The sequence below is a fragment of the Pectobacterium carotovorum genome, assembly GCF_900129615.1.
In the GTDB taxonomy this organism is placed as follows: domain Bacteria; phylum Pseudomonadota; class Gammaproteobacteria; order Enterobacterales; family Enterobacteriaceae; genus Pectobacterium; species Pectobacterium carotovorum.
The window spans coordinates 18,122-41,188 of the sequence record NZ_FQWI01000006.1 but is presented as its reverse complement, the minus strand read 5'-3'; the positions used below and the strand labels follow the sequence as shown (position 1 = coordinate 41,188).

General features: G+C 53.2%; 21 protein-coding genes. 14 read left to right on the top strand and 7 right to left on the bottom strand.

From position 1 onward, the window contains the following. Window positions 1-386 precede the first annotated feature (386 nt). From BUB06_RS13255 to gsiD, 4 genes are all read left to right on the top strand, one after another. Complete coding sequence (locus tag BUB06_RS13255; protein ID WP_039473454.1) at window positions 387-2,288, top strand: dipeptide ABC transporter ATP-binding protein; 1,902 nt, start codon at window positions 387-389, stop codon at window positions 2,286-2,288. A 25-nt stretch (window positions 2,289-2,313) separates the two neighbouring features. Then, complete coding sequence (gsiB, locus tag BUB06_RS13250) at window positions 2,314-3,858, top strand: glutathione ABC transporter substrate-binding protein GsiB (RefSeq protein ID WP_175552162.1); 1,545 nt, start codon at window positions 2,314-2,316, stop codon at window positions 3,856-3,858. Window positions 3,859-3,966: 108 nt separating this feature from the next. Continuing rightward, a complete protein-coding gene (gene gsiC, locus BUB06_RS13245; RefSeq protein ID WP_010303365.1) occupies window positions 3,967-4,887 on the top strand; it encodes a glutathione ABC transporter permease GsiC in 921 nt (306 codons plus the stop codon). Window positions 4,888-4,896: 9 nt separating this feature from the next. Next, complete coding sequence (gsiD, locus tag BUB06_RS13240; protein ID WP_039473452.1) at window positions 4,897-5,802, top strand: glutathione ABC transporter permease GsiD; 906 nt, start codon at window positions 4,897-4,899, stop codon at window positions 5,800-5,802. A gap of 45 nt (window positions 5,803-5,847) precedes the next feature. Here gsiD and BUB06_RS13235 read toward each other — a convergent pair whose 3' ends face one another. The 6 genes from BUB06_RS13235 to bioA form a co-directional block, all read right to left on the bottom strand. After that, window positions 5,848-7,545: an NAD-dependent malic enzyme gene (locus BUB06_RS13235; RefSeq protein ID WP_010303353.1), complete on the bottom strand. Its 1,698-nt coding sequence runs from the start codon at window positions 7,543-7,545 to the stop codon at window positions 5,848-5,850. A gap of 208 nt (window positions 7,546-7,753) precedes the next feature. Then, window positions 7,754-8,644 (bottom strand): cytidine deaminase, encoded by an 891-nt coding sequence (gene cdd, locus BUB06_RS13230; RefSeq protein WP_039473450.1) that lies wholly within the window; start codon window positions 8,642-8,644, stop codon window positions 7,754-7,756. Window positions 8,645-8,816: 172 nt separating this feature from the next. After that, window positions 8,817-9,512, bottom strand: coding sequence for a CidB/LrgB family autolysis modulator (locus tag BUB06_RS13225; protein WP_010303349.1), 696 nt, complete (start codon window positions 9,510-9,512; stop codon window positions 8,817-8,819). Then, complete coding sequence (locus tag BUB06_RS13220) at window positions 9,512-9,919, bottom strand: CidA/LrgA family protein (RefSeq protein ID WP_010303345.1); 408 nt, start codon at window positions 9,917-9,919, stop codon at window positions 9,512-9,514. The genes BUB06_RS13225 and BUB06_RS13220 overlap by 1 nt, the downstream gene beginning before the upstream one ends. A gap of 221 nt (window positions 9,920-10,140) precedes the next feature. Further along, the gene (locus tag BUB06_RS13215) at window positions 10,141-10,935 is read right to left on the bottom strand and encodes a GH12 family glycosyl hydrolase domain-containing protein (RefSeq protein WP_039473447.1); all 795 of its coding nucleotides are present in this window, start codon (window positions 10,933-10,935) and stop codon (window positions 10,141-10,143) included. Between the two features lie 277 nt (window positions 10,936-11,212). Further along, window positions 11,213-12,517, bottom strand: coding sequence for an adenosylmethionine--8-amino-7-oxononanoate transaminase (bioA, locus tag BUB06_RS13210; RefSeq protein WP_039473445.1), 1,305 nt, complete (start codon window positions 12,515-12,517; stop codon window positions 11,213-11,215). Window positions 12,518-12,612: 95 nt separating this feature from the next. Here bioA and bioB point away from each other — a divergent pair, with 95 nt between their 5' ends. The 10 genes from bioB to BUB06_RS13160 all read left to right on the top strand — a co-directional run bounded on the left by bioB (window position 12,613) and on the right by BUB06_RS13160 (window position 21,922). Next, window positions 12,613-13,650 (top strand): biotin synthase BioB, encoded by a 1,038-nt coding sequence (gene bioB / locus BUB06_RS13205; protein ID WP_010303333.1) that lies wholly within the window; start codon window positions 12,613-12,615, stop codon window positions 13,648-13,650. Window positions 13,651-13,689: 39 nt separating this feature from the next. After that, complete coding sequence (gene bioF, locus BUB06_RS13200; protein ID WP_039473444.1) at window positions 13,690-14,847, top strand: 8-amino-7-oxononanoate synthase; 1,158 nt, start codon at window positions 13,690-13,692, stop codon at window positions 14,845-14,847. Then, a complete protein-coding gene (gene bioC, locus BUB06_RS13195) occupies window positions 14,828-15,589 on the top strand; it encodes a malonyl-ACP O-methyltransferase BioC (RefSeq protein WP_039473442.1) in 762 nt (253 codons plus the stop codon). Before bioF ends, bioC begins: the two co-directional genes overlap by 20 nt. Next, complete coding sequence (bioD, locus tag BUB06_RS13190; protein ID WP_039473440.1) at window positions 15,582-16,262, top strand: dethiobiotin synthase; 681 nt, start codon at window positions 15,582-15,584, stop codon at window positions 16,260-16,262. The genes bioC and bioD overlap by 8 nt, the downstream gene beginning before the upstream one ends. Window positions 16,263-16,537: 275 nt before the next feature. Then, window positions 16,538-17,017 carry an Hcp family type VI secretion system effector gene (locus BUB06_RS13185; RefSeq protein ID WP_014914910.1) on the top strand — a complete coding sequence of 160 codons (480 nt, stop codon included), beginning with the start codon at window positions 16,538-16,540 and terminating at the stop codon, window positions 17,015-17,017. Between the two features lie 81 nt (window positions 17,018-17,098). Continuing rightward, entirely contained in the window at window positions 17,099-17,791 is a 693-nt protein-coding gene (locus tag BUB06_RS13180) for a hypothetical protein (RefSeq protein ID WP_039473439.1), read from the top strand. Beyond that, window positions 17,792-18,223, top strand: a complete 432-nt coding sequence (locus BUB06_RS13175) for a hypothetical protein (protein ID WP_039473437.1) — start codon at window positions 17,792-17,794, stop codon at window positions 18,221-18,223. It abuts the gene before it with no gap. 36 nt (window positions 18,224-18,259) lie between these two features. Beyond that, window positions 18,260-18,685 (top strand): hypothetical protein, encoded by a 426-nt coding sequence (locus BUB06_RS13170; RefSeq protein ID WP_039473435.1) that lies wholly within the window; start codon window positions 18,260-18,262, stop codon window positions 18,683-18,685. A 764-nt stretch (window positions 18,686-19,449) separates the two neighbouring features. Further along, window positions 19,450-21,462: an excinuclease ABC subunit UvrB gene (gene uvrB, locus BUB06_RS13165; RefSeq protein WP_039473433.1), complete on the top strand. Its 2,013-nt coding sequence runs from the start codon at window positions 19,450-19,452 to the stop codon at window positions 21,460-21,462. A 28-nt stretch (window positions 21,463-21,490) separates the two neighbouring features. Next, window positions 21,491-21,922, top strand: a complete 432-nt coding sequence (locus BUB06_RS13160; protein WP_039473431.1) for a VOC family protein — start codon at window positions 21,491-21,493, stop codon at window positions 21,920-21,922. On the opposite strand, the gene yvcK is transcribed toward BUB06_RS13160, so the two are convergent. After that, window positions 21,898-22,830 carry a uridine diphosphate-N-acetylglucosamine-binding protein YvcK gene (gene yvcK / locus BUB06_RS13155; RefSeq protein WP_010297673.1) on the bottom strand — a complete coding sequence of 311 codons (933 nt, stop codon included), beginning with the start codon at window positions 22,828-22,830 and terminating at the stop codon, window positions 21,898-21,900. The two genes, BUB06_RS13160 and yvcK, sit on opposite strands and share 25 nt — an antisense overlap. Window positions 22,831-23,067: the final 237 nt, after the last annotated feature.

Below are 23,067 nucleotides of genomic sequence, written 5' to 3'. Positions count from 1 at the left end.
ATAGGCGAAAACCCGTTTCCTATGCCAGTATTAATTATGTCAGAGTTCGTCACGGGGGTGAATGTAGGCAGGTCAAGGAATAGGGCTTTTGGCGCATGAATTCTCGTTAGGCACGGAGCGGCAGGGTCATGGCGTAAAACAGTGGCCTTCTGCCCACAAGTTGAACCATTTGGGCAAAAGTGGGCGGATTTGCAGGACATATTGCCTCTGATTGCGTGTCTTTACGGCAATTAACTTAATGTTATAAAAAGAAATTTTTCACCGTGCCGATTTCAGTTTCCGCTTTACATCATACCTTGCGCTAAATATAGTCGAAAATCGCTGATAATTTGTCCCTGACCGCGTTGCGCTGATTCCAGCCGCATTTATATGGAGATTCGCCGTTCATGTCGCCCACACAGGATCATTATGCCTCGCTATCTTCCCCTGTTCCGGGGTTGGTTTTGCCTGAAAAACGGGTGGTGGAGGTGCGCAACCTGAGTGTCTATTTTGAGCAGCAGGGGCAGCGGACAGATGCGGTGCGTAATTTGACGTTCTCTGTCGATCGGGGCGAAACGCTGGCTATCGTCGGAGAGTCGGGATCGGGTAAGTCGGTGACGTCGCTGGCGCTGATGCGGTTGGTTGAACATGCGGGCGGCGTGATTCACCAAGGGGATATGCTATTTCGCCGTCGCGATGGACAGGTGCTGGATCTCCGCGGTGCCCGTCAGCGTGCGATGCGCACATTACGGGGGGCGGATCTGGCGATGATTTTCCAGGAGCCGATGACGTCGCTGAATCCGGTTTTCCCCGTCGGCGAACAGATTGCCGAGTCGATTCGTTTACATCAGGGGATGGACAGACGCGCCGCGCGAGCAGAAACCTTGCGCATGCTGGATCTGGTCAGAATACCGGAAGCGCGTAACGTGCTGGATCGCTACCCGCACCAGCTGTCTGGCGGTATGCGCCAGCGGGTGATGATTGCAATGGCGCTCTCCTGCAAGCCGTCGCTGCTGATTGCCGATGAACCGACGACCGCGCTGGATGTCACCATTCAGGCGCAAATTCTGCAACTTATCCGTGTGTTACAGCGTGAAATGGAAATGGCTGTGATTTTCATCACCCATGACATGGGCGTGGTGGCGGAAATGGCCGAGCGCGTACTGGTTATGCACCGTGGGGAAAGCGTTGAAGCGGGGAGCGTTGGGCAGATCTTTACTGCACCGCAGCATCCTTATACTCAGGGGCTGTTGGCGGCGGTACCGGCGTTAGGATCCATGCGCGGCCAACCTTTCCCGGAAAAATTTCCGCTGCTGGATCAACGCTCGGGGCGTATTGCGGACAACGTACCGCAGGATACCGTTCCCGCACAGTCGGAACCGATCTTGCGGGTTAGCAATCTGGTGACGCGTTTTCCCATTCGCAGTGGTTTATTGAACCGCGTGACCCGACAAGTGCATGCGGTGGAAAATGTCAGCTTCGATCTCTGGCCGGGCGAAACGCTCTCGCTGGTTGGCGAATCGGGATGCGGCAAGTCCACCACCAGCCGTGCGTTGCTCCAGCTCGTTGAAAGTCAGAAGGGCGAGATTACCTTTAACGGCCAGCGAATCCATCAGCTGAAAGGGGGCGCGTTACAGCACCTGCGGCGTGATATTCAGCTGATTTTTCAGGATCCCTATGCGTCACTGGATCCTCGTCTGACGGTTGGTTTCTCGATTATGGAACCACTGCTGGTGCACAACATTTGCCGTCGGCAGGAAGCAGAAAAGCGCGTTGAGTGGCTGTTGTCGCGCGTAGGGCTGGAGCCAGAACACGCCCGCCGCTATCCGCATGAATTTTCCGGCGGCCAGCGCCAGCGTGTTTGCATCGCCAGAGCGCTGGCGTTGAACCCTAAAGTGGTGATAGCGGATGAAGCGGTATCCGCGTTGGACGTGTCGATTCAGGCACAAATCATCAACCTGATGCTGGAACTGCAACGTGAATTCGGCATCGCGTTTTTGTTTATTTCACATGATATGGCGGTGGTTGAACGTATTAGCCATCGTGTGGCGGTGATGTACATGGGACAGATTGTCGAGATTGGCTCGCGGCAAGATGTATTCGAGCGGCCTCGACACCCTTATACCCGCAAACTGATGTCGGCAGTACCAGTTGCCGATCCCTCACGCCGCCAGCGTGAGCAGGTGCTGCTGGTTGATGAAATACCCAGCCCGATTCGGGCGCTTGGCGACGAGCCGATCACGGCGCCTCTGGTTCAGGTCGGTGAGCGACACTTTGTTGCGCACCATCCGATAGCCGGCGCGTATTGACAGGGATTCACAAGGAGAACGTAGCATGAGCGTAATGACGATAAAGCGGCGCTGGTTAGTGGCTGCAGGAGTAACCGCTGCGATGGCGGCTTCACCCGTCTGGGCAGCCAAAGATGCGGTTATCGCCGTGGGGTCCACGTTTACCAGCCTGGATCCGTATGATGCCAACGATTCGCTATCGCAGACGGTAGCGAAGTCCTTCTATCAGGGGCTCTTTGGCTTCGATAAAGATATGAAGCTGGTGAACGTCTTGGCGGACAGCTATGACGTGAGCCCAGATGGCCTGACGTATACCGTCAAGCTGCACCCGGGTGTCAAATTTCACGATGGCTCGGCGTTCAACGCCGCCGCCGTGAAAGTGAATCTGGATCGCGCCAGTAATCCCGACAATCGCCTGAAGCGATATAACCTGTTCAAGATGATCGACAAAACCGAGGCGGTGGACGATCTGACGGTGAAAATTACGCTGAAGACGCCATTCTCCGCGTTCGTGAATAATCTGGCGCACCCCGCGGCGGTAATGATCTCGCCGGCAGCATTAAAGCAGTACGGCAAGGACATTGGTTTCCATCCGGTCGGCACCGGTCCGTACCGTTTTGTGGCCTGGAACCAGACCGACTTTGTCAAAGTCGAGAAATTTAACGGTTACTGGAAGGCGGGGTTGCCGAAACTGGACAGCATTACCTGGCGTCCGGTGGTGGATAACAATACGCGTGCGGCGCTGTTGCAAACCGGTGAAGCGCAGTTTGCTTATCCGATACCGTTCGAGCAGGCCAAGGTGTTGGAGAAAAATGACAAACTGGCGCTGGTGGCGTCGCCGTCGATTCTGCACCGCTACATCAGTATGAATGTCACGCAGAAACCGTTTGATAACCCGAAAGTACGCGAGGCGTTAAACTACGCGATTAACAAAGAGGCGCTGATTAAAGTGGCCTTCTCCGGCTATGCGACACCAGCCGAAGGGCCACTGCCGAGCAGCATTGATTATTCGGTAAAATATCACCCGTGGCCTTACGATCCGGCCAAAGCGCGTGAGCTGCTGAAAGAAGCGGGCTACCCGGACGGTTTCACCACCACGCTGTGGTCGTCGCATAACCACAGTACGGCGCAGAAAGTTTTGCAGTTCACGCAGCAACAGTTGGCGCAGGTTGGTGTGAAAGTGCAGGTGACCGCGATGGATGCGGGGCAACGCGCCGCCGAAGTGGAAGGTAAGGGCGTTAAGGAAACGGGCGTTCGCCTGTTCTACACCGGCTGGTCAGCCTCGACGGGGGAAGCGGACTGGGCGCTGTCGCCGCTGTTTGCCACGGCCTCTTGGCCACCGGCGCAATTCAACACGGCCTTTTACAGCAATCCGCAGGTGGATGCGGATCTGGCGAATGCGTTGAAAACGACGGATAGGACGGAAAAACAGAAACTGTACAAAGATGCGCAGGACAAAATCTGGGCGGATGCGCCGTGGATTTTCCTGGCGACAGAGCGTTTGGTGTCGGCTAATAGCAAAAAACTGACTGGGTTCTACGTGATGCCGGATACCTTGTTCAGTTTTGAAGAGGCCGACTTGAAGGAATGACTCATCGTAAAAGAATGACCAGGGAGTCGGGTGGCCGTTAGGCTGCCCGCAGTGGTCAACACTCGTTCACTCATAGGGAGTCCGACGCATGTCTGTGGAAAACTGTTCATGCTGAATTATTTTATTAAACGACTACTGGGACTGATTCCCACGCTCCTGATTGTGATGGTGCTGGTGTTCCTGTTCGTTCATCTGCTACCCGGCGATCCGGCGCGTTTAGCTGCCGGGCGGGAAGCGGATGCTGCCGTTATCGAGATGGTCAGGCAGGATTTGGGGTTGGATAAACCGCTGCCGCACCAGTTCTGGCACTTCTTTACCAATGTCCTGCAAGGGGATTTTGGTACATCGATCGTATCGAAACGCCCCGTCACCGAAGAGATCGCCATGCGCTTTATGCCGACCTTTTGGCTGACGGTGTGCAGCATGGCGTGGGCGGTGATTTTTGGCATGGCGATCGGCATCGTGTCCGCCGTGTGGCGCAACGGCTGGCCAGACAGAATCGGGATGACGCTGGCGGTCTCCGGCCTCTCTTTCCCTGCGTTTGCGCTCGGCATGCTGTTAATGCAGGTTTTTTCCGTCGAACTGGGATGGCTGCCGACGGTGGGGGCGGACACCTGGCTGCACTACATTTTGCCCTCGCTGACGCTGGGGGCGGCGGTGGCGGCGGTGATGGCGCGTTTCACCCGTGCGTCGTTTGTTGATGTCTTGCAGGAAGATTATATGCGTACGGCGCGGGCAAAAGGCGTGCGCGAATCGCTGGTGGTAGTGAAGCACGGGCTGCGCAATGCGCTGATTCCGGTGGTTACGATGATGGGGCTGCAATTTGGTTTCTTGCTCGGTGGCTCAATCGTCGTGGAGAAGGTTTTCAACTGGCCGGGGCTAGGGCGGCTGCTGGTGGATGCGGTGGAGATGCGCGACTATCCGGTGATTCAGGCGGAGGTACTGCTGTTCTCGCTGGAGTTTATTCTGATCAATCTGCTGGTGGATATGCTGTATGCCGCGATTAATCCAGCCATTCGTTATAAATAAGGAAAGGGAATGAGACACTGGCGACGTAAAGCTATGCTGGCGACGCTCCCTGTCATTAGGGATAAACCCGTTCGCACGCCGTGGCGTGAATTCTGGCGGCGCTTTCTTCGGCAGCACGTCGCGGTCACCGCAGGCGTGTTTGTACTGCTGCTGATTGTCGTCGCGTTTCTGGCACCGTATCTGATGCCTTATGATGCCGAGAATTATTTCGATTATGAACGTCTGAATGAAGGTCCGTCGGCGGCACACTGGCTGGGCGTGGATTCATTAGGACGTGATATTTTCAGCCGGATCCTGATGGGGACGCGTATCTCGCTGGCGGCGGGTATTCTCTCGGTGCTGGTCGGGATGATTATCGGCACAACACTCGGTCTGGTGGCGGGCTACTACGAAGGGTGGGCGGACAGGATCATCATGCGCCTATGCGATGTGCTGTTTGCCTTCCCCGGTATTCTGCTGGCGATTGCCGTTGTGGCGATTATGGGCAGTGGGATGGCGAATGTGATTGTCGCCGTCGCGATTTTCAGCATTCCCGCTTTCGCTCGTCTGGTGCGCGGCAATACGCTGGTGCTGAAGCAGCTTACCTACATCGAATCGGCCCGCAGCATTGGTGCCAGCGATCGGACGATCCTCTTTCGGCATATTTTGCCCGGCTCGGTATCTTCCATCGTGGTTTTTTTCTCGATGCGCATTGGGATGTCGATCATCACGGCAGCCAGCCTGTCATTCTTAGGGCTGGGCGCACAGCCGCCGATGCCGGAGTGGGGGGCGATGCTGAACGAAGCGCGGTCGGATATGGTGATTGCCCCACACGTCGCGATCTTCCCTAGTTTGGCGATCTTTTTGACGGTGTTGGCGTTTAATTTATTGGGAGACGGCCTGCGCGATGCGCTCGACCCGAAATTGAAAAGCTGAATAAAAAAAGCGCGGCAAATGCCGCGCTTTTTAGCAGTAAGGCAGTTAGAACGAGGTACGTTTGTAGCTGCGGTACTGTGGTTGCCAGAAGTTATGGTCAATCGCCTTCTGCAACGCATCGGCGGAGGTCACCACGGCTGCGCCCTGCAGCTGTGCGGCTTTACCGACGTCCAGTGCAATACGTTTGGACACCTGCTGGATATCGGACAGATCCGGCAGCAGAGCGCCTTCACCGTTATTCGCCAGCGGCGAGCAGTCAGCCAGAGCGCGGCTGGCGGCCATCAACATACCGTCAGTGATACGTTTGGCACCCGACGCCAGTACACCTAACCCGATACCCGGGAAAATGTAGGAGTTGTTGCACTGGGCGATAGGGAAGATTTTACCCTGATAGTTAACCGGAGCGAACGGGCTGCCAGTTGCGACCAGCGCTGAGCCGTCAGTCCAGCGAATGATATCTTCTGGACGAGCTTCTACGCGGGATGTCGGGTTAGACAGCGGCATCACGATAGGACGTGCGCAGTGCTTGTGCATTTCACGGATGATTTCTTCCGTGAACAGACCCGGCTGGCCGGATACACCGATCAGGATGGTCGGCTTGGCATTGCGTACCACTTCCAGCAGTGAAATCGCGTCGCTGTTGCAATCCCAATCAGCCAGCAGTTCACTTTTCTGCACCAGCTTGCTCTGGAAATCGAGCAGGTTCGGCAGTTTGTCCGTCAGCAGACCGAAGCGGTCAACCATGAAGACGCGTGCGCGTGCTTCTTCTTCGCTCAACCCTTCAGACTTCATCTGTGCGACGATTTGCTCAGCGATACCACAGCCTGCGGAGCCCGCACCCAGGAAGGTAACGGTCTGATCGCGTAGCTGAGTGCCTGCTGCACGGCTGGCGGCAATCAGGCTGCCAATCGCAACGGCGGCGGTGCCCTGAATGTCATCGTTAAAGCTACAGATTTCATCACGATAGCGGTTCAGCAGCGGTGTGGCGTTTTTCTGCGCGAAGTCTTCAAACTGCAACAGCACGTTCGGCCAGCGGCGCTTCACTGCCTGAATGAATTCGTCAACAAATTCATAGTATTCATCGTCAGTGATACGCGGATGGCGCCAGCCCATGTACAGCGGATCGTTCAGGCGCTGCGGGTTGTTGGTGCCGACATCCAGAACGACAGGCAGGGTGTAGGCTGGGCTGATACCGCCACAGGCGGTGTACAGCGACAGCTTACCGATTGGAATCCCCATGCCGCCGATGCCCTGGTCACCCAGACCCAGAATACGCTCACCGTCGGTCACAACGATGACTTTCACGTTCTGCTTGGTGGCGTTTTGCAGCATATCGTCGATATGTGCACGGTTAGGGTAGGAGATAAACAGGCCACGGGCGCGACGGTAGATATCGGAGAAGTGTTCACAGGCTTCGCCAACGGTCGGGGTGTAGATGATAGGCATCATCTCACTGAGGTGACCGTCCAGCAGGCGATAGAACAGCGTCTCGTTAGTATCCTGAATGTTGCGTAGGTAAACGTGTTTTTCGATATCGTGTTTGAATTCCTGATACTGACGCCAGGCGCGTTCTGCCTGTTCTTCGATGGTTTCGACGGCTTCAGGCAGCAGACCATGCAGGTTAAAGTTAGCGCGTTCTTCTTCGGTAAACGCACTGCCTTTATTCAGCAGGGGAAATTCAAGCAAGATTGGGCCAGCGTAGGGAATATGGAGAGGACGTTTGCTTTCGTATTCTAATTCCATGACTTTTTACTCTTCGGATAACAGAAAAAAACTCAGGTGTTGTCGATAAAAACTGTTGCGGATCTTAAATTACCCAGAGAATATGTACAGAAATTGTTAATTAAAATAGTTACAGATGGCTTGCATCTTAGTCAAAATGCAGGCTTTATCGATTCACCTCTCGTTTTTCACACTTCCCTTTGCCGAAATTCTGCGCTGACCTCTGCCGTTATTCCTCAATAAAGTGATGTTCAATGTCGGTGCAGCCCAATTCGGCCAGCATAATTTGCGAAATGGCCCAGTGGCTGACAACTGCATTACGACGCTCAACGACAGCCGCGTGTTTAATGGTGCACGGATCGTCGCCAGCAAGGTTCATCAGATTCAACGCGACTTGCAAAGGCGGCAGGCTAGGGTTAAATGCCGCATTTTCTGCGTAGCGTCCGGTATAAATGTTGCCGCTTAAGGTTTCCAGTGCAATGCCACTGATGGCTTTGCTATAGGGCGCGTGGCTACGGTTGGCGGCATCCAGCGCCCGACGCGCAAGCGCATTCACATTCTGCAAGGTTGCGCCGTGGTTGACGTCATCCATCAGTAAGGTATCGATGTGCAGATCGACGGGGCCAAAGGAATCCGGCAGATAGTGGCTGAGCACGGCAGGCTGACGACCCGGCAATTGAATGCGCAGCGACGCAGCATTACGCAATTCATTCATAAACTGACGACAGTGGCCGCATGGTGTGTAGTTCACGGTCACGGCCCGCAACCCACGTTCATTGCGTATCCAGGCGTGGCTGACGGCGCTTTGTTCGGCGTGCACCGTTTGTTGTAGCTGAACGACACTGAACTCCATGTTGGCACCAAAGTAGAAATTGCCACTGAGTCCTTGCGCAATTGCGCCAACCTGAAAATTCGAGATAGGCGCTTGTGCGCAGGCAGCTGCCAGAGGCAATAGCGCAAAGGCCAACGCGTCGGCATCTAGCTGGCTGGCTTCGCAGACGGCATTCACGTCGTCTGCGGTGAGCATGGCGGCGAAATCTGGTTTATCGATCAAGGGACCGATCGCGGCTTGCAGACTGGCAGGTAATTGCTGGAAGGCGTTTTCAAATCGTGGATGCATGGTGGCGTACTCTTTTTACCCGTCAATGACGTCATGTTAGGTAGCAGAGTAGCAATAAATTGTGATCAAAATCTCTTTGTTGAATGAAATGGCTGCAAATTAACTGCTAAATGCGAGATGTATCTCAATTTTATAGCTGGATGATGCGAGCTACGCACCATCCCCGCTAGATTCAGCCAACGACATGCAAGAGTAGAGGGAAAATTAGCGGCGCAATCAGCGACGTGATGATCCCGCAGATGACCAGCGCCAGCGAACTGAATGCGCCTTCCTGATAATCGACTTCTGCGCAGCGCGCCGTACCGAGTGCGTGCGAAGCGGTACCCATCGACAGCCCACGCGCAGCTTTGGTTTTGATACCGACGCGGTTGAACAGGCTGTGGCCTAAGACAGCACCGAGAATACCGACGAAAATCACGCAGACGGCGCTGATAGCTGGAATCCCGCCAATCGAGCTGGCGACGGCCATCGCAATCGGCGTGGTGACGGATTTAGGCAGCACCGAGGCGGCGATTTCTGGCGAGGCGCCCATCCACAGCGCCACCAGCGTGCCGGAGATAATCGCGGTCAGGCTGCCGATGAAGCACACGCTGATGATTGACTTCCAGCGCGCGCGAATTTGATGCAACTGCTCATAAAGCGGGAACGCCAGTGCGACCACCGCCGGTTGCAACAGGTCGTTAAGGACTTTGCTGCCCTGAAAATAGTGCTCGTAGGGAATCTTCAATACCAGCAGCAGCGGAATAATAATCGCCATCGACACCAGCAGCGGGTTCAACAGCGAAATTCTGGTCAGTACGGCCAATTTACGTGCGGCGAAAAAGACCATCAAAGTGAGGGGCAACGACCACCACAAATAGCTGAACATTATTCGTTATCCTTCGGCGGCGTGCGATCGCCAGCCACGGCTCGTTCACGCTGCATTATCTGGGTACTGAAACCCACAACCAACATCACTATAAAGGTACTGATCAGGCAGGAAACCACGATGGGGCCGAACTGTTGGCTGACCAGATCGTAATAATTCATCACGCCGACGCCGATAGGGACGAACAGCAGCGCCATGTGACGAATAAGAAGATGGCAACCCGGTTTTACCCACTGCGCGGGCAGGATTTGCGAGGCAAGAAGGGTGAACAAGACCAGCATGCCGATGATACTGCCGGGGATAGTGAATGGAAGTAACGCGGATACCGCATTGCCTGCCAGCAGGCAGAGATAAATCAATGCGAAAGCGCGTAAATACTGCCAGCACACGATGAACGTATTACGCATGGGAAATTCCTGATTAGCAGAGGGGATTATCATAACGCTAATGGAATTTACGTGCCACAGCTCACGAATTTTGTTGGGAAGGAAAGAATAGTCCGCCTAAAATATGAGCGATATCTGTCTGGGGTGAAATGGATCGTGAAGCCGATGAGATAAATTCGGCTCAACCCCCACGCCAGTGTGGCAAAGAGGCTGAACCGGAAAAGACAGAGATTATGGACGCGTTATTTTACGTCTACGCTCCACTTGGTGATATCAATCTGCCCATCGCCACCAAAGATCTCGGTGCCAAACTCAACGCTGCTGATATATTTTGTATTGCTCATCCATTTCTTGGTTCCCACCAGATAGTTGGTGAAATGGCGAATATTGAGCGATGCGTTGTTGGTATTGGAGGTGCGAACAAAGGAAAAGACATTCCACCCGTTGCCATTACCGGCGTTGATCCAGCCTTTGAATACGTTCCAACTGCTGCCACCGAGGAAAACTGTTTCAATATAATCGCCCGCTGGGCCTGCATTGGTATTATTTAGCCAGATCATTAATTCATCGGTAGGGGTAGAATCCCAACTGGCTTTGTCGGTGGTGTGAAACCAAATGTCATAAGCCGCGTTGTAAGTGCCGGTGGATTTGATGGAATAGGTGACGTTACTGGTAATATTTTTATTACTGGACAATTTTATCGGCAAGCCGCTATTTGCCGTATAGCCCGCCGTCCAGTGCCAACCGCTCACCAGCGATGGGTAGGCTTTAACGCTTGAGGAGCTACTTGGCCAGTGCCAGTTCCACCCCATACTGGTTGGGCTGTTATAGAAAACCGTTTGCTGCCATCCTTTTACTTCATCTTTTCCCCAGACGTTATTGAATACATAATATTTATTATTCTCAAAATAGAGTTTGTCGGCGTCTTTTGAGGAACTGACCGCAGAAGCGGTGAATGGAGAGAGTAACAAGGCAGAAAATAATACGGGGAATAATGTGCGAAAGATACGGTACGGTTTCTTATTTATTATAAGCATAATAAATCTCCTTTTAAATATATGCTTGAGGTGTTTCACTTTAAAATCTAACACGTATTCATCAGGTGTCTACGGTTGGTTGAATATAAACTGTGGTGTGCTTAACATTTTATATTTATTTCATCGATGCCAGAGTAATTCAATACGTTAACCATGAATAAAATGAAAAACTTATTCGTGTGAATAATTATAAGAGCGGTAATGAATGGTTATGATGTGTAATGAAAATAGAGGACATGTTTTGCGGCGCACGAGTGCGTGCGCCTTGGTTTACCGGTTAGTCAAATAACTGTTCATCACGGATGGCCGCACAGACGGCGTCGGTCAGCTTACGCAGTTCATCAGGCTGAATGATAAACGGCGGCATCAGATAAATGAGTCGGCCAAACGGTCGAATCCAGACGCCACGCTCGACAAAGAAACGCTGTAGTCGCGCCATATTGACCGGACGCTGTGTTTCCACCACGCCGATAGCGCCCAGCACGCGAACGTCCGCCACCAGCGGAGAATCCGCACAGGGTTGCAGCGCGTCTCGCAACTGCCGCTCAATACTTTGCACTTGCTGCTGCCAGCGGTTTTCCGCCAACAGCGACAAACTGGCATTGGCTGCCGCGCAGGCGAGCGGATTGCCCATAAATGTAGGGCCGTGCATAAAACAGCCTGCCGCACCGTTGCTGATGGTTTCAGCGACTATCCGGGTGGTCAGCGTGGCGGAGAGCGTCATATAGCCGCCGGTAAGCGCTTTTCCCAGACACATAATATCGGGAGAAATGCCTGCATGCTCGCAGGCAAACAGCTTGCCGGTGCGGCCAAATCCGGTGGCGATCTCATCGGCAATCAGCAAAATGCCCCATTGGTCACACAGTTCCCGTACCCGGCGCAGGTAGGCCGGATGATAAAAGCGCATCCCGCCCGCGCCCTGCACGATGGGTTCCAGAATGACGGCCGCGATCTCATGAGTGTGCGCCGACAGCATCGCCTGTAGCGGCGCGATATCAGCTTCCTGCCAGTCGTCGGTAAAACCGCCTTCGTTGATCGCGGCGCATGGCGGCGCATCGACAAACAGGTGGGCAGGCAGGTAACCCTTATACAGGCTATGCATCGAATTCTGCGGATCGCACACGGACATCGCACCGAAGGTATCACCGTGATAGCCGTGACGCAGGGTGAGAAAGCGCTGGCGGGCTTCACCCCGTGCTTGCCAATACTGCAGCGCCATTTTCATCGCCACTTCGACTGCCACCGAGCCGGAATCTGCCAGAAAAACGCATTCCAGCGTGTCCGGCGTGATATCCACCAGTTGGCGACACAGTGCCACCGCTGCCGGATGGGTGATCCCGCCAAACATCACATGCGATATTTGGCTGAGCTGAGCCTGCACCGCTTGATTGATCGCCGGATGGTTGTAGCCGTGAATCGCCGCCCACCACGATGACATGCCGTCGATCAGGCGACGTCCGTCATCCAGCTGAAGCTCGACGCCGCTAGCCGCGATCACCGGATAGCAGGGCAGCGGTGCTGTCATTGAGGTGTAGGGATGCCAAATGTGGCGTTGGTCAAAAGCAATGTCTTCCGGGCTCATGATGATCTTTCGTAAACCAAAATGGATTCTATTTGGTTGACAGTATATCGAGTTAATTTACACTGGCGAAACGTTTTTAGTTTGGAGATGCCGAGATGGCTGACCGCATGTACTGGACGCTTGAGCAAGCGCAAGACTTATTTAATAAACCATTTCTGGAACTGATGTTTGAAGCGCAGCAGATCCACCGTCAGCATTTTGATCCCCGTCAGGTGCAGGTCAGTACGTTACTGTCGATAAAGACCGGTTCCTGTCCTGAGGACTGTAAGTATTGCCCGCAGAGCTCCCGTTATCGCACCGGGATTGATACCGAACGCCTGATGCAGGTTGAACAGGTGCTGGAATCGGCTCGTCAGGCGAAAGCCGCAGGTTCGACGCGCTTTTGTATGGGCGCGGCGTGGAAAAACCCGCACGAGCGCGACATGCCGTATCTGGAACAGATGGTGCAAGGCGTTAAAGCAATGGGGATGGAAACCTGCATGACGCTGGGAACGCTGCACAACGATCAGGCCGAGCGTCTGGCCTCTGCTGGACTAGATTTCTATAACCATAACCTCGATACCTCGCCAGAATTTTACGGCAGCATCATTACTACCCGCACGTATCAAGAGCGTCTGGATACGCTGGATAAAGTGCGCGGTGCGGGCATTAAAGTTTGCTCGGGCGGTATCGTCGGTCTAGGGGAAACCGTGCGCGATCGCGCCGGGCTGCTGGTGCAACTGGCTAACCTGCCGACGCCGCCGGAAAGCGTGCCGATCAACATGTTGGTTAAGGTGAAAGGCACGCCGCTGGCGGATAACGATGATGTCGATCCGTTTGATTTCATTCGTACTATTGCCGTTGCGCGTATCATGATGCCGGCTTCCTATGTACGCCTGTCCGCCGGACGCGAGCAGATGAGCGAACAAACGCAGGCAATGTGCTTTATGGCGGGGGCGAACTCCATTTTCTACGGCTGCAAACTGCTCACGACGCCAAACCCGAAAGAAGACAAGGATCTGGCGCTGTTCCTCAAACTGGGTCTGAATCCGCAACAGACGGCGACCGAATACGGTGATAACCAACAGCAACAGCGGTTGGCGGAACAGCTGGTTAATGCCGATAGCGAGCAGTTTTATAATGCTGCGGTATAACGTCCAGCCTGCAAACTGCCGGGTAAGGTATGCGCAATCATGAGCTGGCAGCAACGTATTGACGCCGCGCTGGTGCAGCGTCAGCGCGATGATGCCTACCGCGTACGACGGGTGAATCAAGGCGGCAGCGGGCGCTGGCTGATGCAGGGCGACCACTGCTACCTGAATTTTTCCAGCAACGACTATCTGGGGCTGAGCCACCACCCTGAGATTGTACGTGCCTGGCAGCAGGGCGCTGAGCAATACGGTATTGGCAGCGGTGGTTCCGGGCATGTGACGGGCTATACCGATGCCCATGCCGCGCTGGAAAGTCAGCTTGCCGACTGGCTGGGTTATCCGCGTGCGCTGCTGTTTATTTCCGGCTATGCCGCGAATCAGGCTGTGGTGGCGGCGCTGGCACAGTCAGAAGACCGTATCTTTGCCGATAAACTCAGCCATGCTTCACTGCTGGAAGCGGCTGCACAGTCACCCGCGACCCTGCGGCGCTTTAAACATAATCAGCCCGATAATCTGCAATCTCTGCTGGAGAAACCCACGGACGGCCAGACGCTGGTGGTGACCGAAGGCGTCTTCAGCATGGATGGCGACACCGCGCCGCTGTCGGCGCTACAGGCTCAGTGCAGGGCACATGATGCCTGGCTGATGGTGGACGATGCGCACGGGATTGGCGTGCTGGGTGATGAAGGTCGTGGGAGCTGTTGGCAGCAGGGCGTCAAACCCGAACTGCTGATTGTCACGTTCGGCAAGGCATTTGGCGTGAGCGGCGCGGCGGTACTGTGCGCTGAACCGCTGGCCGAGTACTTCCTGCAATTCGCTCGTCATTTGATTTACAGCACCTCAATGCCAGCGGCACAGGCCTGTGCGCTTAGCGCGGCAGTCAACTGTGTCCGGCAGGGCGAGGCACGGCGCGATGCGCTGCGACATAACATCGCGCTGTTTCGTGCGGGCTTTTCCAACTCGTCCTATCAATTGATGGATTCACAGAGCGCGATTCAGCCGCTGATTGTCGGTGAAAATGCGCGGGCAATGGCGTTGATGAGCCATTTGCGCGAACAGGGCGTGTGGGTCAGTGCGATGCGGCCACCAACGGTGCCTGTCGGTAGCGCGCGTCTGCGCATTACGCTGACGGCGGAACACCAGCCGGAAGATATCAGTCGCTTGCTTACGGTATTACACCATGCTGACAGAAAACTATAACAAGCAGGCGATTGCGCAGGCGTTTGGGCGCGCAGCAGGGTGCTATGACCGCTTTGCCGAACTGCAACGCACCAGCGGAGAACGCCTGCTGGCGCTGATGCCGTCGCACAGCGGTTTACAGGTATTAGATGCGGGCTGCGGAACCGGGCATTTTAGTCGCCACTGGCGTCAGGCTGGTAAGAATGTGACTGCGCTGGATTTGTCGGTGGACATGCTGGCGCATGCCCGTGAGCAGCACGTTGCCGATCGTTATCTGGAAGGCGATATCGAAAATCTGCCGCTGGCGGATTGCTGTGTGGATATCAGCTACAGCAATCTGGCGGTGCAGTGGTGCGATTCGTTACCGCGTGCGCTGGCCGAGCTGTATCGGGTCACGCGGCCTGGGGGCGTTATTGCGTTTGCGACGCTGGCGGACGGTTCCTTATGTGAACTGTCACAGGCGTGGCAGCGTCTGGACGGCACGCAACGGACGAATCGCTTTCTGTCGCTCTCCGCTATCGAAGCAGCCTGTCAGCCCTATCGCCATCATGTGGTTCAAGAACGTGAGGTCTGCTTTTTCCCAGACGTATTGGCGTTGATGAAATCGCTGAAGGGGATTGGTGCGACCTGGTTGCACGACGGGCGTGCGCTGGGGCTATTGAGCCGGGCGCGTCTGGCGGCGCTGTCTGCCCATTATCCGCAAGAACAGGGCGGCTACCCGCTCAGCTATCAACTGGTTTATGGAGTGATTTATCGTGATTGAGCGCTGGTTTGTGACGGGCACGGATACCGAAGTCGGGAAAACGGTCGCCAGTACGGCGCTACTTCAGGCTGCGAATCAGGCCGGATACCGCACCGCGGGCTATAAACCCGTGGCGTCCGGCTGTGAAATGACGGCTGACGGCATTCGCAACAGCGATGCGCTGGCGCTTCAGGCCAATAGCAGCGTCCGGCTGGATTATCAGGCGGTGAACCCGCTGGCGTTTATGGAACCGACTTCACCGCATATTATCAGTGCGGTGGAGCAGCGGCCTATCCATCTCCCAGAGTTGTCCGCAGGGCTACGGACATTAGAAACGCAGGCGGATTGGCTGTTTGTCGAAGGGGCGGGCGGGTGGTTTACGCCGTTGTCGGAGCAGGACACGTTTGCCGACTGGGTTGTTCAGGAACAGCTTCCTGTGATTTTGGTGGTCGGTATCAAGCTAGGTTGTATCAACCACGCGATGTTAACGGCCCACGCCATTCAACACGCTGGATTGCGCCTTGGCGGCTGGATTGCAAATGACATCACGCCACCTGGAAAATGGCATCAGCCGTATCTGCAAACGCTGCAACAGCGCCTGCCCGCGCCGATGCTGGGCGAAATTCCTTATGTATCGGATCTTCAGCAGCATAATTTGGGACAGTACATTGATATTGGGTTATTAGCGGGGTGAGTAACGTCACTAAAAAATTGGGATATTTTTTTATTATTGGCTGATTGTTTTATACCAAATAATAACGGCGTTATTTATTATTTCCTCACTCAATGGATTAACGCGATGTTTTTAATAAAAGCGCTAATCCATTTGTTTTTTAAAGCCACACTTTATTAATTTCTGGTCGTTCTTGAAATAATAGTGATAGAATAAATTTCGTAACATTTATTTTATTGTATGTGTTTTTATTAAAATACTTACGCGAACAACTAACATGATCCAAGGAATGTATCATGGCAAATATTATTTATCTTTCACTTAATGGTGATAAACAAGGGTTGATATCAGCAGGGTGCTCCACCATGGCGTCGATAGGCAACCTGCATCAGTCTGGACACGAAGATGAGATTTTTGTTTACGAATTAAATACCAGCGTTATGCGGGAAGATAACGTCTCATTCTATCCCCTCCAAATCAGAAAACCCATCGATAAATCCACGCCGCTATTATCCCAAGCTCTGGGCGATAAAGAAAAATTAACCTGTGAACTGTCTCTTTATCGGACAGCAATGGCGGGCGGTAATGAGCTGTATTTCAAAATAAGGTTATTAGGTGGAATTATTTCTGGCATTAATGCTGTGTATCCTAATTCTTTGACGCATAACGATTTACAGCCAAGCGAAAGTGTGTCTTTTAAATTTCACACCATTGAATGGGAACATGTGGCTGCACGCACCAGTTCCTATCTGTTCTGGCAAGATACCGTTATGTGAAGTGATGACTGATTCATTTCATTCTGGCTGTTTCTATTTTCCTGCGCTGCAGTCCGTAAATAAGGACGCATTGAGGACTTTATGAGTAAACGTTCGGAGATTGTTGATGGTCCAGCAGCAACGTTGGGCAAGCGTGGACTAATTTATACTGAAGTGCTTGGCTGGGTTGATTTGGGTCATGCACAGGGCGACGATATCAGAAAGTTGTTACCTCAATTTGAGGCAGGTGAGAGTGGGGGAAAACCGTATTACGATGTGAAATATTTCCAGGATATGCGGAAATTTAGGAAGAGAGTGGGTACATCTAAATATACCGTCTGGCGCATCAAGAAAGGCGTGTCACGGAGCGAGCAGTTCAGCATCGCGTTAGCGATGATGATGAAAGTCGCTTACCGTTTTGAAGGGCTACAGGGTGGTTTTCCGTTTAACTTTTTCACCGACAGCGGATTTAGCGGCGAAGATCTTGTCTCAGATTTATTGGGTTTTTATCGTGTCGTTGATGGCATACATTACTTCTCAGAACTCAAGCCGGTTAGCAGGGGTGAGGCATTAAAGCGCTGGGATTTTTACGGCCCTATCGGGATGTTCAAGAATGAATCATTCAGGCCGCTGCTCTTTCCCGACCCCGATAAGAACCCTAATGCACGGCCCTATTTCGGCGTATTGCCTGCATTTATGACGAGAATAAAACCCTACGCTTCCGTTCCGTCTGAACGGGTTGATATCGTGACTGATGATGGGACTGGGTTGCACCTGAAATTATCAGGAGGGTAAATGGCGACGCTATATCGTTTGCTGCAAAATCTGGTTATGGGTTGTCTCATCGCAGTGGGGCTGTTGTGGTGGTTTTTGACTGGTTCTGGGTCTGGTATTGAATTTTACACAGTGGAGGATCAAGCCCTGTACGAAACGCTCACTGACGATATTGTCAAAGGCGCGCCGCGCATCTCGACAAATTATCGGTTTGTTTACTATCCACCACAGGGATCGGCATCGGAAGTGAGCGCGGTGTATTTTGAAGACACCACGGATGTTGCCTCGTTGAGAGACTACCTTATTTCCATCGGTTGTACCCTTGATAGGACGGAAGTAAATGTCGAAAACTGGCTAAGTAAGGATAAAACCAAAGCAATAACGATTTTTGTCGACCCTGAGGGAAAAACAGTGGATTTGGAAATTCGATTGCCGCCACCGTGGTGGTGGTGATGAACTGGGAGACATGAGTGCTTTTGGGGGGAAGAAATGACGAGGCTATATCGATTACTGTGCGACTTGGGCATCGCTTGTTGCGTGGCGGCGGGATTGTTGTGGTGGTTGTTTTCAGGCTTCGATCTTGAAAGTAAACATTACACTATGGAAGACAAAGCTCTCTACGAAGAGATTACTGACGATATCGTCAAAGGTGTACCTCGTATATCGGCGGTTTATCAGTTTGTGAACGCACCTCAAGAGGGCCCAGCATCGGAAGTGAGCGCAGTATATTTTGAAAACACCGCAGATATTGCCTCATTGAGAGACTACCTTATTTCCATCGGCTGCACCCTTGAGAAGGTGGAGGGAAACGGCGAAGAATGGCTGAGCAAGGATAAAACAAAAACGGTGGTGATTTTTGTCGACGCTAAGGGAAAAAGGGTTGGTATGGAGGTTGTACTGCCAAGACAACTGTGATGGTGACTGTTGGCAAACCTTCGTCTGCGTTTAATCAAGCAACGGTTTTTATTGTTTTTTACCGGCATCTGTTTCATGAGCGTAAAACCTACATTTTCATGCTGATCAATAGCTAAAACCTTCTTGAATTTTTCTCTAATCCCCCGTAATGCCTGAATTGTTGCGATTTAGTCCTCTGCTGTTTTTAGTCTTTTTCCGTCTAATACTTATGCGATAAATCACAGAAAGAGTGTGAAGAAAATCCATATCAGAGGGAATCGCGAATGAAGCGGGTATTTCTCTAACTCAGTGCTGATGCGGTGTTGTGGGAGTTATCCACCATTTCTGTGGATAACTATGTGTATTATGGATAGACAACGCGCGCTAACCGAGAGCTGGCGCGGGTTGTCGCCGGGTTGGCGCTATTCTCCACGGTTTTGCTAATCTATTTGTTATCATATGCTTAAGTAAAATCAAGCGTCTTGAACATCAATGGTGCGTAGTTGCATAAATTAACGTCACCGCTCATCCCCGCATGTTACATTTTTACCAAATCTGGGGATAAATCACGATGATTTTATCTGGTAGATTGAAGAGGGATGTGCTAGCAAATTCATTTGTCGATTAATCATCCAATCCAGCGATAATTTCCTTGATGCTGTTTTTATATCCAGTATCATTGCGGTGGCGAATTTCATCATTGGGATTCAGAATAAAGTTCTGAGCATCCACCCACGAACCTCGCATTGCGCGATGGGTAATAACGATAAGTAGCGTGCTTAACGATGAGTAAAGTATTTACACTGAATTCCGACTTTAAACCGGCAGGCGATCAGCCTGAGGCCATTCGTCGTTTAAAAGAGGGTCTGGAAGACGGGTTAGCGCACCAAACACTGCTCGGGGTAACAGGCTCAGGTAAGACGTTCACGATCGCCAATGTGATTGCCGACCTCAATCGGCCGACGATGATGCTGGCACCAAATAAAACGCTGGCAGCCCAGCTGTACGGCGAAATGAAAGAATTCTTTCCCGATAATGCCGTTGAGTACTTTGTCTCGTATTATGACTATTATCAGCCAGAGGCCTACGTTCCCAGCTCGGACACCTTTATTGAAAAAGATGCGTCGGTTAACGAACATATCGAACAGATGCGCCTTTCCGCGACAAAAGCGCTGCTGGAGCGGCGCGATGTCATCGTCGTGGCCTCGGTATCCGCGATCTATGGTCTGGGCGATCCCGATCTCTATCTGAAAATGATGCTGCATCTGACACAGGGGATGCTGATTGATCAGCGTGCTATTTTGCGGCGTCTGGCCGAGTTGCAATATTCCCGTAACGATCAGGCGTTTCAGCGCGGTACGTTCCGCGTGCGCGGTGAGGTGATCGATATCTTCCCTGCGGAATCTGATGAAATCGCGCTGCGTGTTGAACTGTTCGATGAAGAAGTGGAACGGCTGTCGCTGTTTGACCCGCTGACGGGCCACGTTCTCCAAACGGTGCCGCGCTATACCATCTATCCCAAAACGCACTACGTCACGCCGCGTGAGCGTATTTTGCAGGCGATGGAAGACATCAAGGTTGAACTGGCCGACCGTAAAAAGGTGCTGCTGGCCAATGACAAACTGGTGGAAGAGCAGCGGCTGAGTCAGCGCACGCAGTTTGATCTGGAGATGATGAACGAACTGGGTTACTGCTCCGGTATCGAAAACTACTCACGCTACCTTTCCGGTCGTGGTCCCGGCGAGCCGCCACCGACGCTGTTTGACTATTTGCCTGCGGACGGGCTGCTGGTCATTGATGAATCCCACGTCACCGTTCCCCAGATCGGCGGTATGTATCGCGGCGACCGCGCGCGTAAAGAGACGCTGGTCGAATACGGTTTCCGGCTGCCTTCAGCGCTGGATAACCGACCGATGAAGTTTGAAGAATTTGAAGCGCTGGCTCCGCAGACGATCTACGTGTCTGCGACGCCGGGTAACTATGAACTGGAAAAATCGGGCGGTGAAGTGATCGATCAGGTGGTGCGCCCCACTGGGTTGCTCGATCCGATCATCGAAGTGCGACCTGTCGCGACGCAGGTGGATGACCTGCTTTCCGAAATTCGTCTGCGTGCCGCGATTAACGAGCGAGTACTGGTGACCACGCTGACCAAGCGTATGGCAGAGGACCTGACGGAATATCTTGAAGAACACGGCGAGCGGGTACGCTATCTGCACTCGGATATCGACACTGTCGAGCGCGTGGAAATCATCCGTGATTTACGTCTTGGCGAGTTCGACGTACTGGTGGGGATCAACCTGCTGCGTGAAGGGCTGGATATGCCAGAAGTGTCGCTGGTGGCGATTCTGGATGCCGATAAAGAGGGGTTCCTGCGCTCTGAACGTTCCCTGATCCAGACGATTGGCCGTGCAGCGCGTAATCTGAGCGGTAAAGCTATTCTCTACGGCGACAGGATTACGGCGTCGATGGCGAAAGCGATTGGTGAAACGGAGCGTCGCCGCGAGAAGCAGGAAGCCTACAACACCGAGCACGGCATTGTGCCGCAGGGCATCAATAAGAAGATTTCCGATATCTTGCAACTGGGTCGGCCGACGAACAAAGGCAAGGGGCGTGGCAACCGTAAAGCGGCTGAGCCAGCAGCACGCTATGAACTCATGACGCCGAAGGCGCTGGAGCTGAAAATCCGCGAGCTGGAAAGCAAGATGTTGACGCACGCGCAAAACCTTGAGTTTGAAGAGGCTGCCGCCCTACGCGATGAAGTACAGGCACTGCGCGCACAATTTATCGCTGTATCCTAACGATGCAAGCGCTCACTGAGGATCAATGATGGATCAGACTATACCGGGTGTTGAGGTGCTGTTTGTGGCAGGTTTTGGGCCGATCGTGAAATCCCTTTCTGCCAGCCATGCGCTCTATGTTGATACGCTGAAGTTGCCGTTGAAGCCCGTTGCGGAAGGAAGCGACTATCTGGTGAGCGATGAAATGGGGGGCGTGAAGCATTTCGCGCTGTGGCCGCTGTCGCAGGCCAGTGAATCCTGTTTCGGGCACGAAAGTTGGCCTGTGGATCTTCCTGAACCGCAAAGCTGGCTGGAATTCGAAGTGGCTGACATGGTGGAGGCGACCAGCACGCTGAAAGCGCAAGGCTATGCGTTGCTGGTGGAAAACCGTCTTGAGCCTTGGGGACAGCAGGTCACGCGTTTCCTGAGTCCCGAAGGCATTCTGATTGGCGTGACTTATACGCCGTGGCTACGGGATTGAGAGCCCAGCAGCTGTAGCGCACGATCGATGGCCTGGCGCAGTAACTCACGGTCGTGATGGTGAGGAACATCTTCTGCGGCCAGCGCCTGCTGCACGACCAGACGGTCGCCGATCTGGCTGATATCGACTTTTGGACCGACAATCGCGGCATCAACCACGGGTTTCCCTACCTTGTGTTCAATCCAGGATAGCTTCTCCACCAGCGTCAGGCGGGCGGCGGGGTTACTCTGCTCATTGCCTAGGTTGCCGATGTACACCATAGGAGCGGGCGTACGACGGAGCGCCTGTGTCAGATCTTCCAGCAGTAGCAGCGGCATCAGGCTAGTCAGAAAGCTGCCGGGGCCAATCAAAATCAGGTCGGCTTTTGCGATAGCATCAATCGCCTCGCGCGTGGCCTGCACCGTCGGGTACAGCATCAAATCCTGCGGCAAGGCTGCCAGCTGATCGATCTCGACTTCACCATAAACGGGGTTGCCCTGTTCATCAATTGCCATCAAATCGACAGGATGTTCGGACATCGGAATTAAAAAGGCGTCAACCTTGAGCAGGTTGCGAATCAGATTGATGGCTTCCAGCGGACGGACGCTCAGGTGGTCGAGCGCTTTTAGCATCAGGTTACCCAGATTGTGTCCGGCAAGCTCACCGTTACCGTTAAACCGGTACTCAAACATTGCGGATGCCACGCTGGGCGTCGTAATCAGTTGATTCAGACAGTTGCGGGTGTCGCCCCAGGCAATGCCGCCTTCAGAACGACGGATGCGGCCGGTTGAACCGCCGTTATCTGTCGTCGTGACAATGCCGGTTAGCCGTGAACCCAGGGAAGAGAGCGAAGACATCACACGACCTAAACCGTGCCCGCCTCCGAGTGCGACAACCCTGTCGAGGTCGGCCAACGTGCGATTGCGCATAGAAAACCTTATGAATGAGCCAGAGTAATATGAATAACATGTGACAATCGTCGCTAAGGTAGCTGATTTCACCTTAAAACGCGAAAAATCCTCACGCAGGCATGACCTGAGACAATTTCTGCCGCGTATTTTTCCGTATGCTGTGCACCATAAGATATTGAAAATTCGCTATATATTTAATTATATACCGATTTTGAGAGTGGTTGACTGTGCTTTTTCGCAGTAGACTGCTTAATG

Coding starts and splice junctions, on each gene's coding strand:
- BUB06_RS13235 (WP_010303353.1), bottom strand. CDS start 7,545: ATGGAATTAGAATACGAAAGCAAACGTCCTCTCCATATTCCCTACGCT.
- gsiC (WP_010303365.1), top strand. CDS start 3,967: ATGCTGAATTATTTTATTAAACGACTACTGGGACTGATTCCCACGCTC.
- bioA (WP_039473445.1), bottom strand. CDS start 12,517: ATGAGCCCGGAAGACATTGCTTTTGACCAACGCCACATTTGGCATCCC.
- BUB06_RS13160 (WP_039473431.1), top strand. CDS start 21,491: ATGGATCAGACTATACCGGGTGTTGAGGTGCTGTTTGTGGCAGGTTTT.
- BUB06_RS13175 (WP_039473437.1), top strand. CDS start 17,792: ATGGCGACGCTATATCGTTTGCTGCAAAATCTGGTTATGGGTTGTCTC.
- BUB06_RS13215 (WP_039473447.1), bottom strand. CDS start 10,935: ATGCTTATAATAAATAAGAAACCGTACCGTATCTTTCGCACATTATTC.
- BUB06_RS13220 (WP_010303345.1), bottom strand. CDS start 9,919: ATGCGTAATACGTTCATCGTGTGCTGGCAGTATTTACGCGCTTTCGCA.
- bioF (WP_039473444.1), top strand. CDS start 13,690: ATGAGCTGGCAGCAACGTATTGACGCCGCGCTGGTGCAGCGTCAGCGC.
- gsiB (WP_175552162.1), top strand. CDS start 2,314: ATGAGCGTAATGACGATAAAGCGGCGCTGGTTAGTGGCTGCAGGAGTA.
- cdd (WP_039473450.1), bottom strand. CDS start 8,644: ATGCATCCACGATTTGAAAACGCCTTCCAGCAATTACCTGCCAGTCTG.
- gsiD (WP_039473452.1), top strand. CDS start 4,897: ATGAGACACTGGCGACGTAAAGCTATGCTGGCGACGCTCCCTGTCATT.
- BUB06_RS13180 (WP_039473439.1), top strand. CDS start 17,099: ATGAGTAAACGTTCGGAGATTGTTGATGGTCCAGCAGCAACGTTGGGC.
- bioC (WP_039473442.1), top strand. CDS start 14,828: ATGCTGACAGAAAACTATAACAAGCAGGCGATTGCGCAGGCGTTTGGG.
- BUB06_RS13255 (WP_039473454.1), top strand. CDS start 387: ATGTCGCCCACACAGGATCATTATGCCTCGCTATCTTCCCCTGTTCCG.
- uvrB (WP_039473433.1), top strand. CDS start 19,450: ATGAGTAAAGTATTTACACTGAATTCCGACTTTAAACCGGCAGGCGAT.
- yvcK (WP_010297673.1), bottom strand. CDS start 22,830: ATGCGCAATCGCACGTTGGCCGACCTCGACAGGGTTGTCGCACTCGGA.
- BUB06_RS13170 (WP_039473435.1), top strand. CDS start 18,260: ATGACGAGGCTATATCGATTACTGTGCGACTTGGGCATCGCTTGTTGC.
- BUB06_RS13225 (WP_010303349.1), bottom strand. CDS start 9,512: ATGTTCAGCTATTTGTGGTGGTCGTTGCCCCTCACTTTGATGGTCTTT.
- BUB06_RS13185 (WP_014914910.1), top strand. CDS start 16,538: ATGGCAAATATTATTTATCTTTCACTTAATGGTGATAAACAAGGGTTG.
- bioB (WP_010303333.1), top strand. CDS start 12,613: ATGGCTGACCGCATGTACTGGACGCTTGAGCAAGCGCAAGACTTATTT.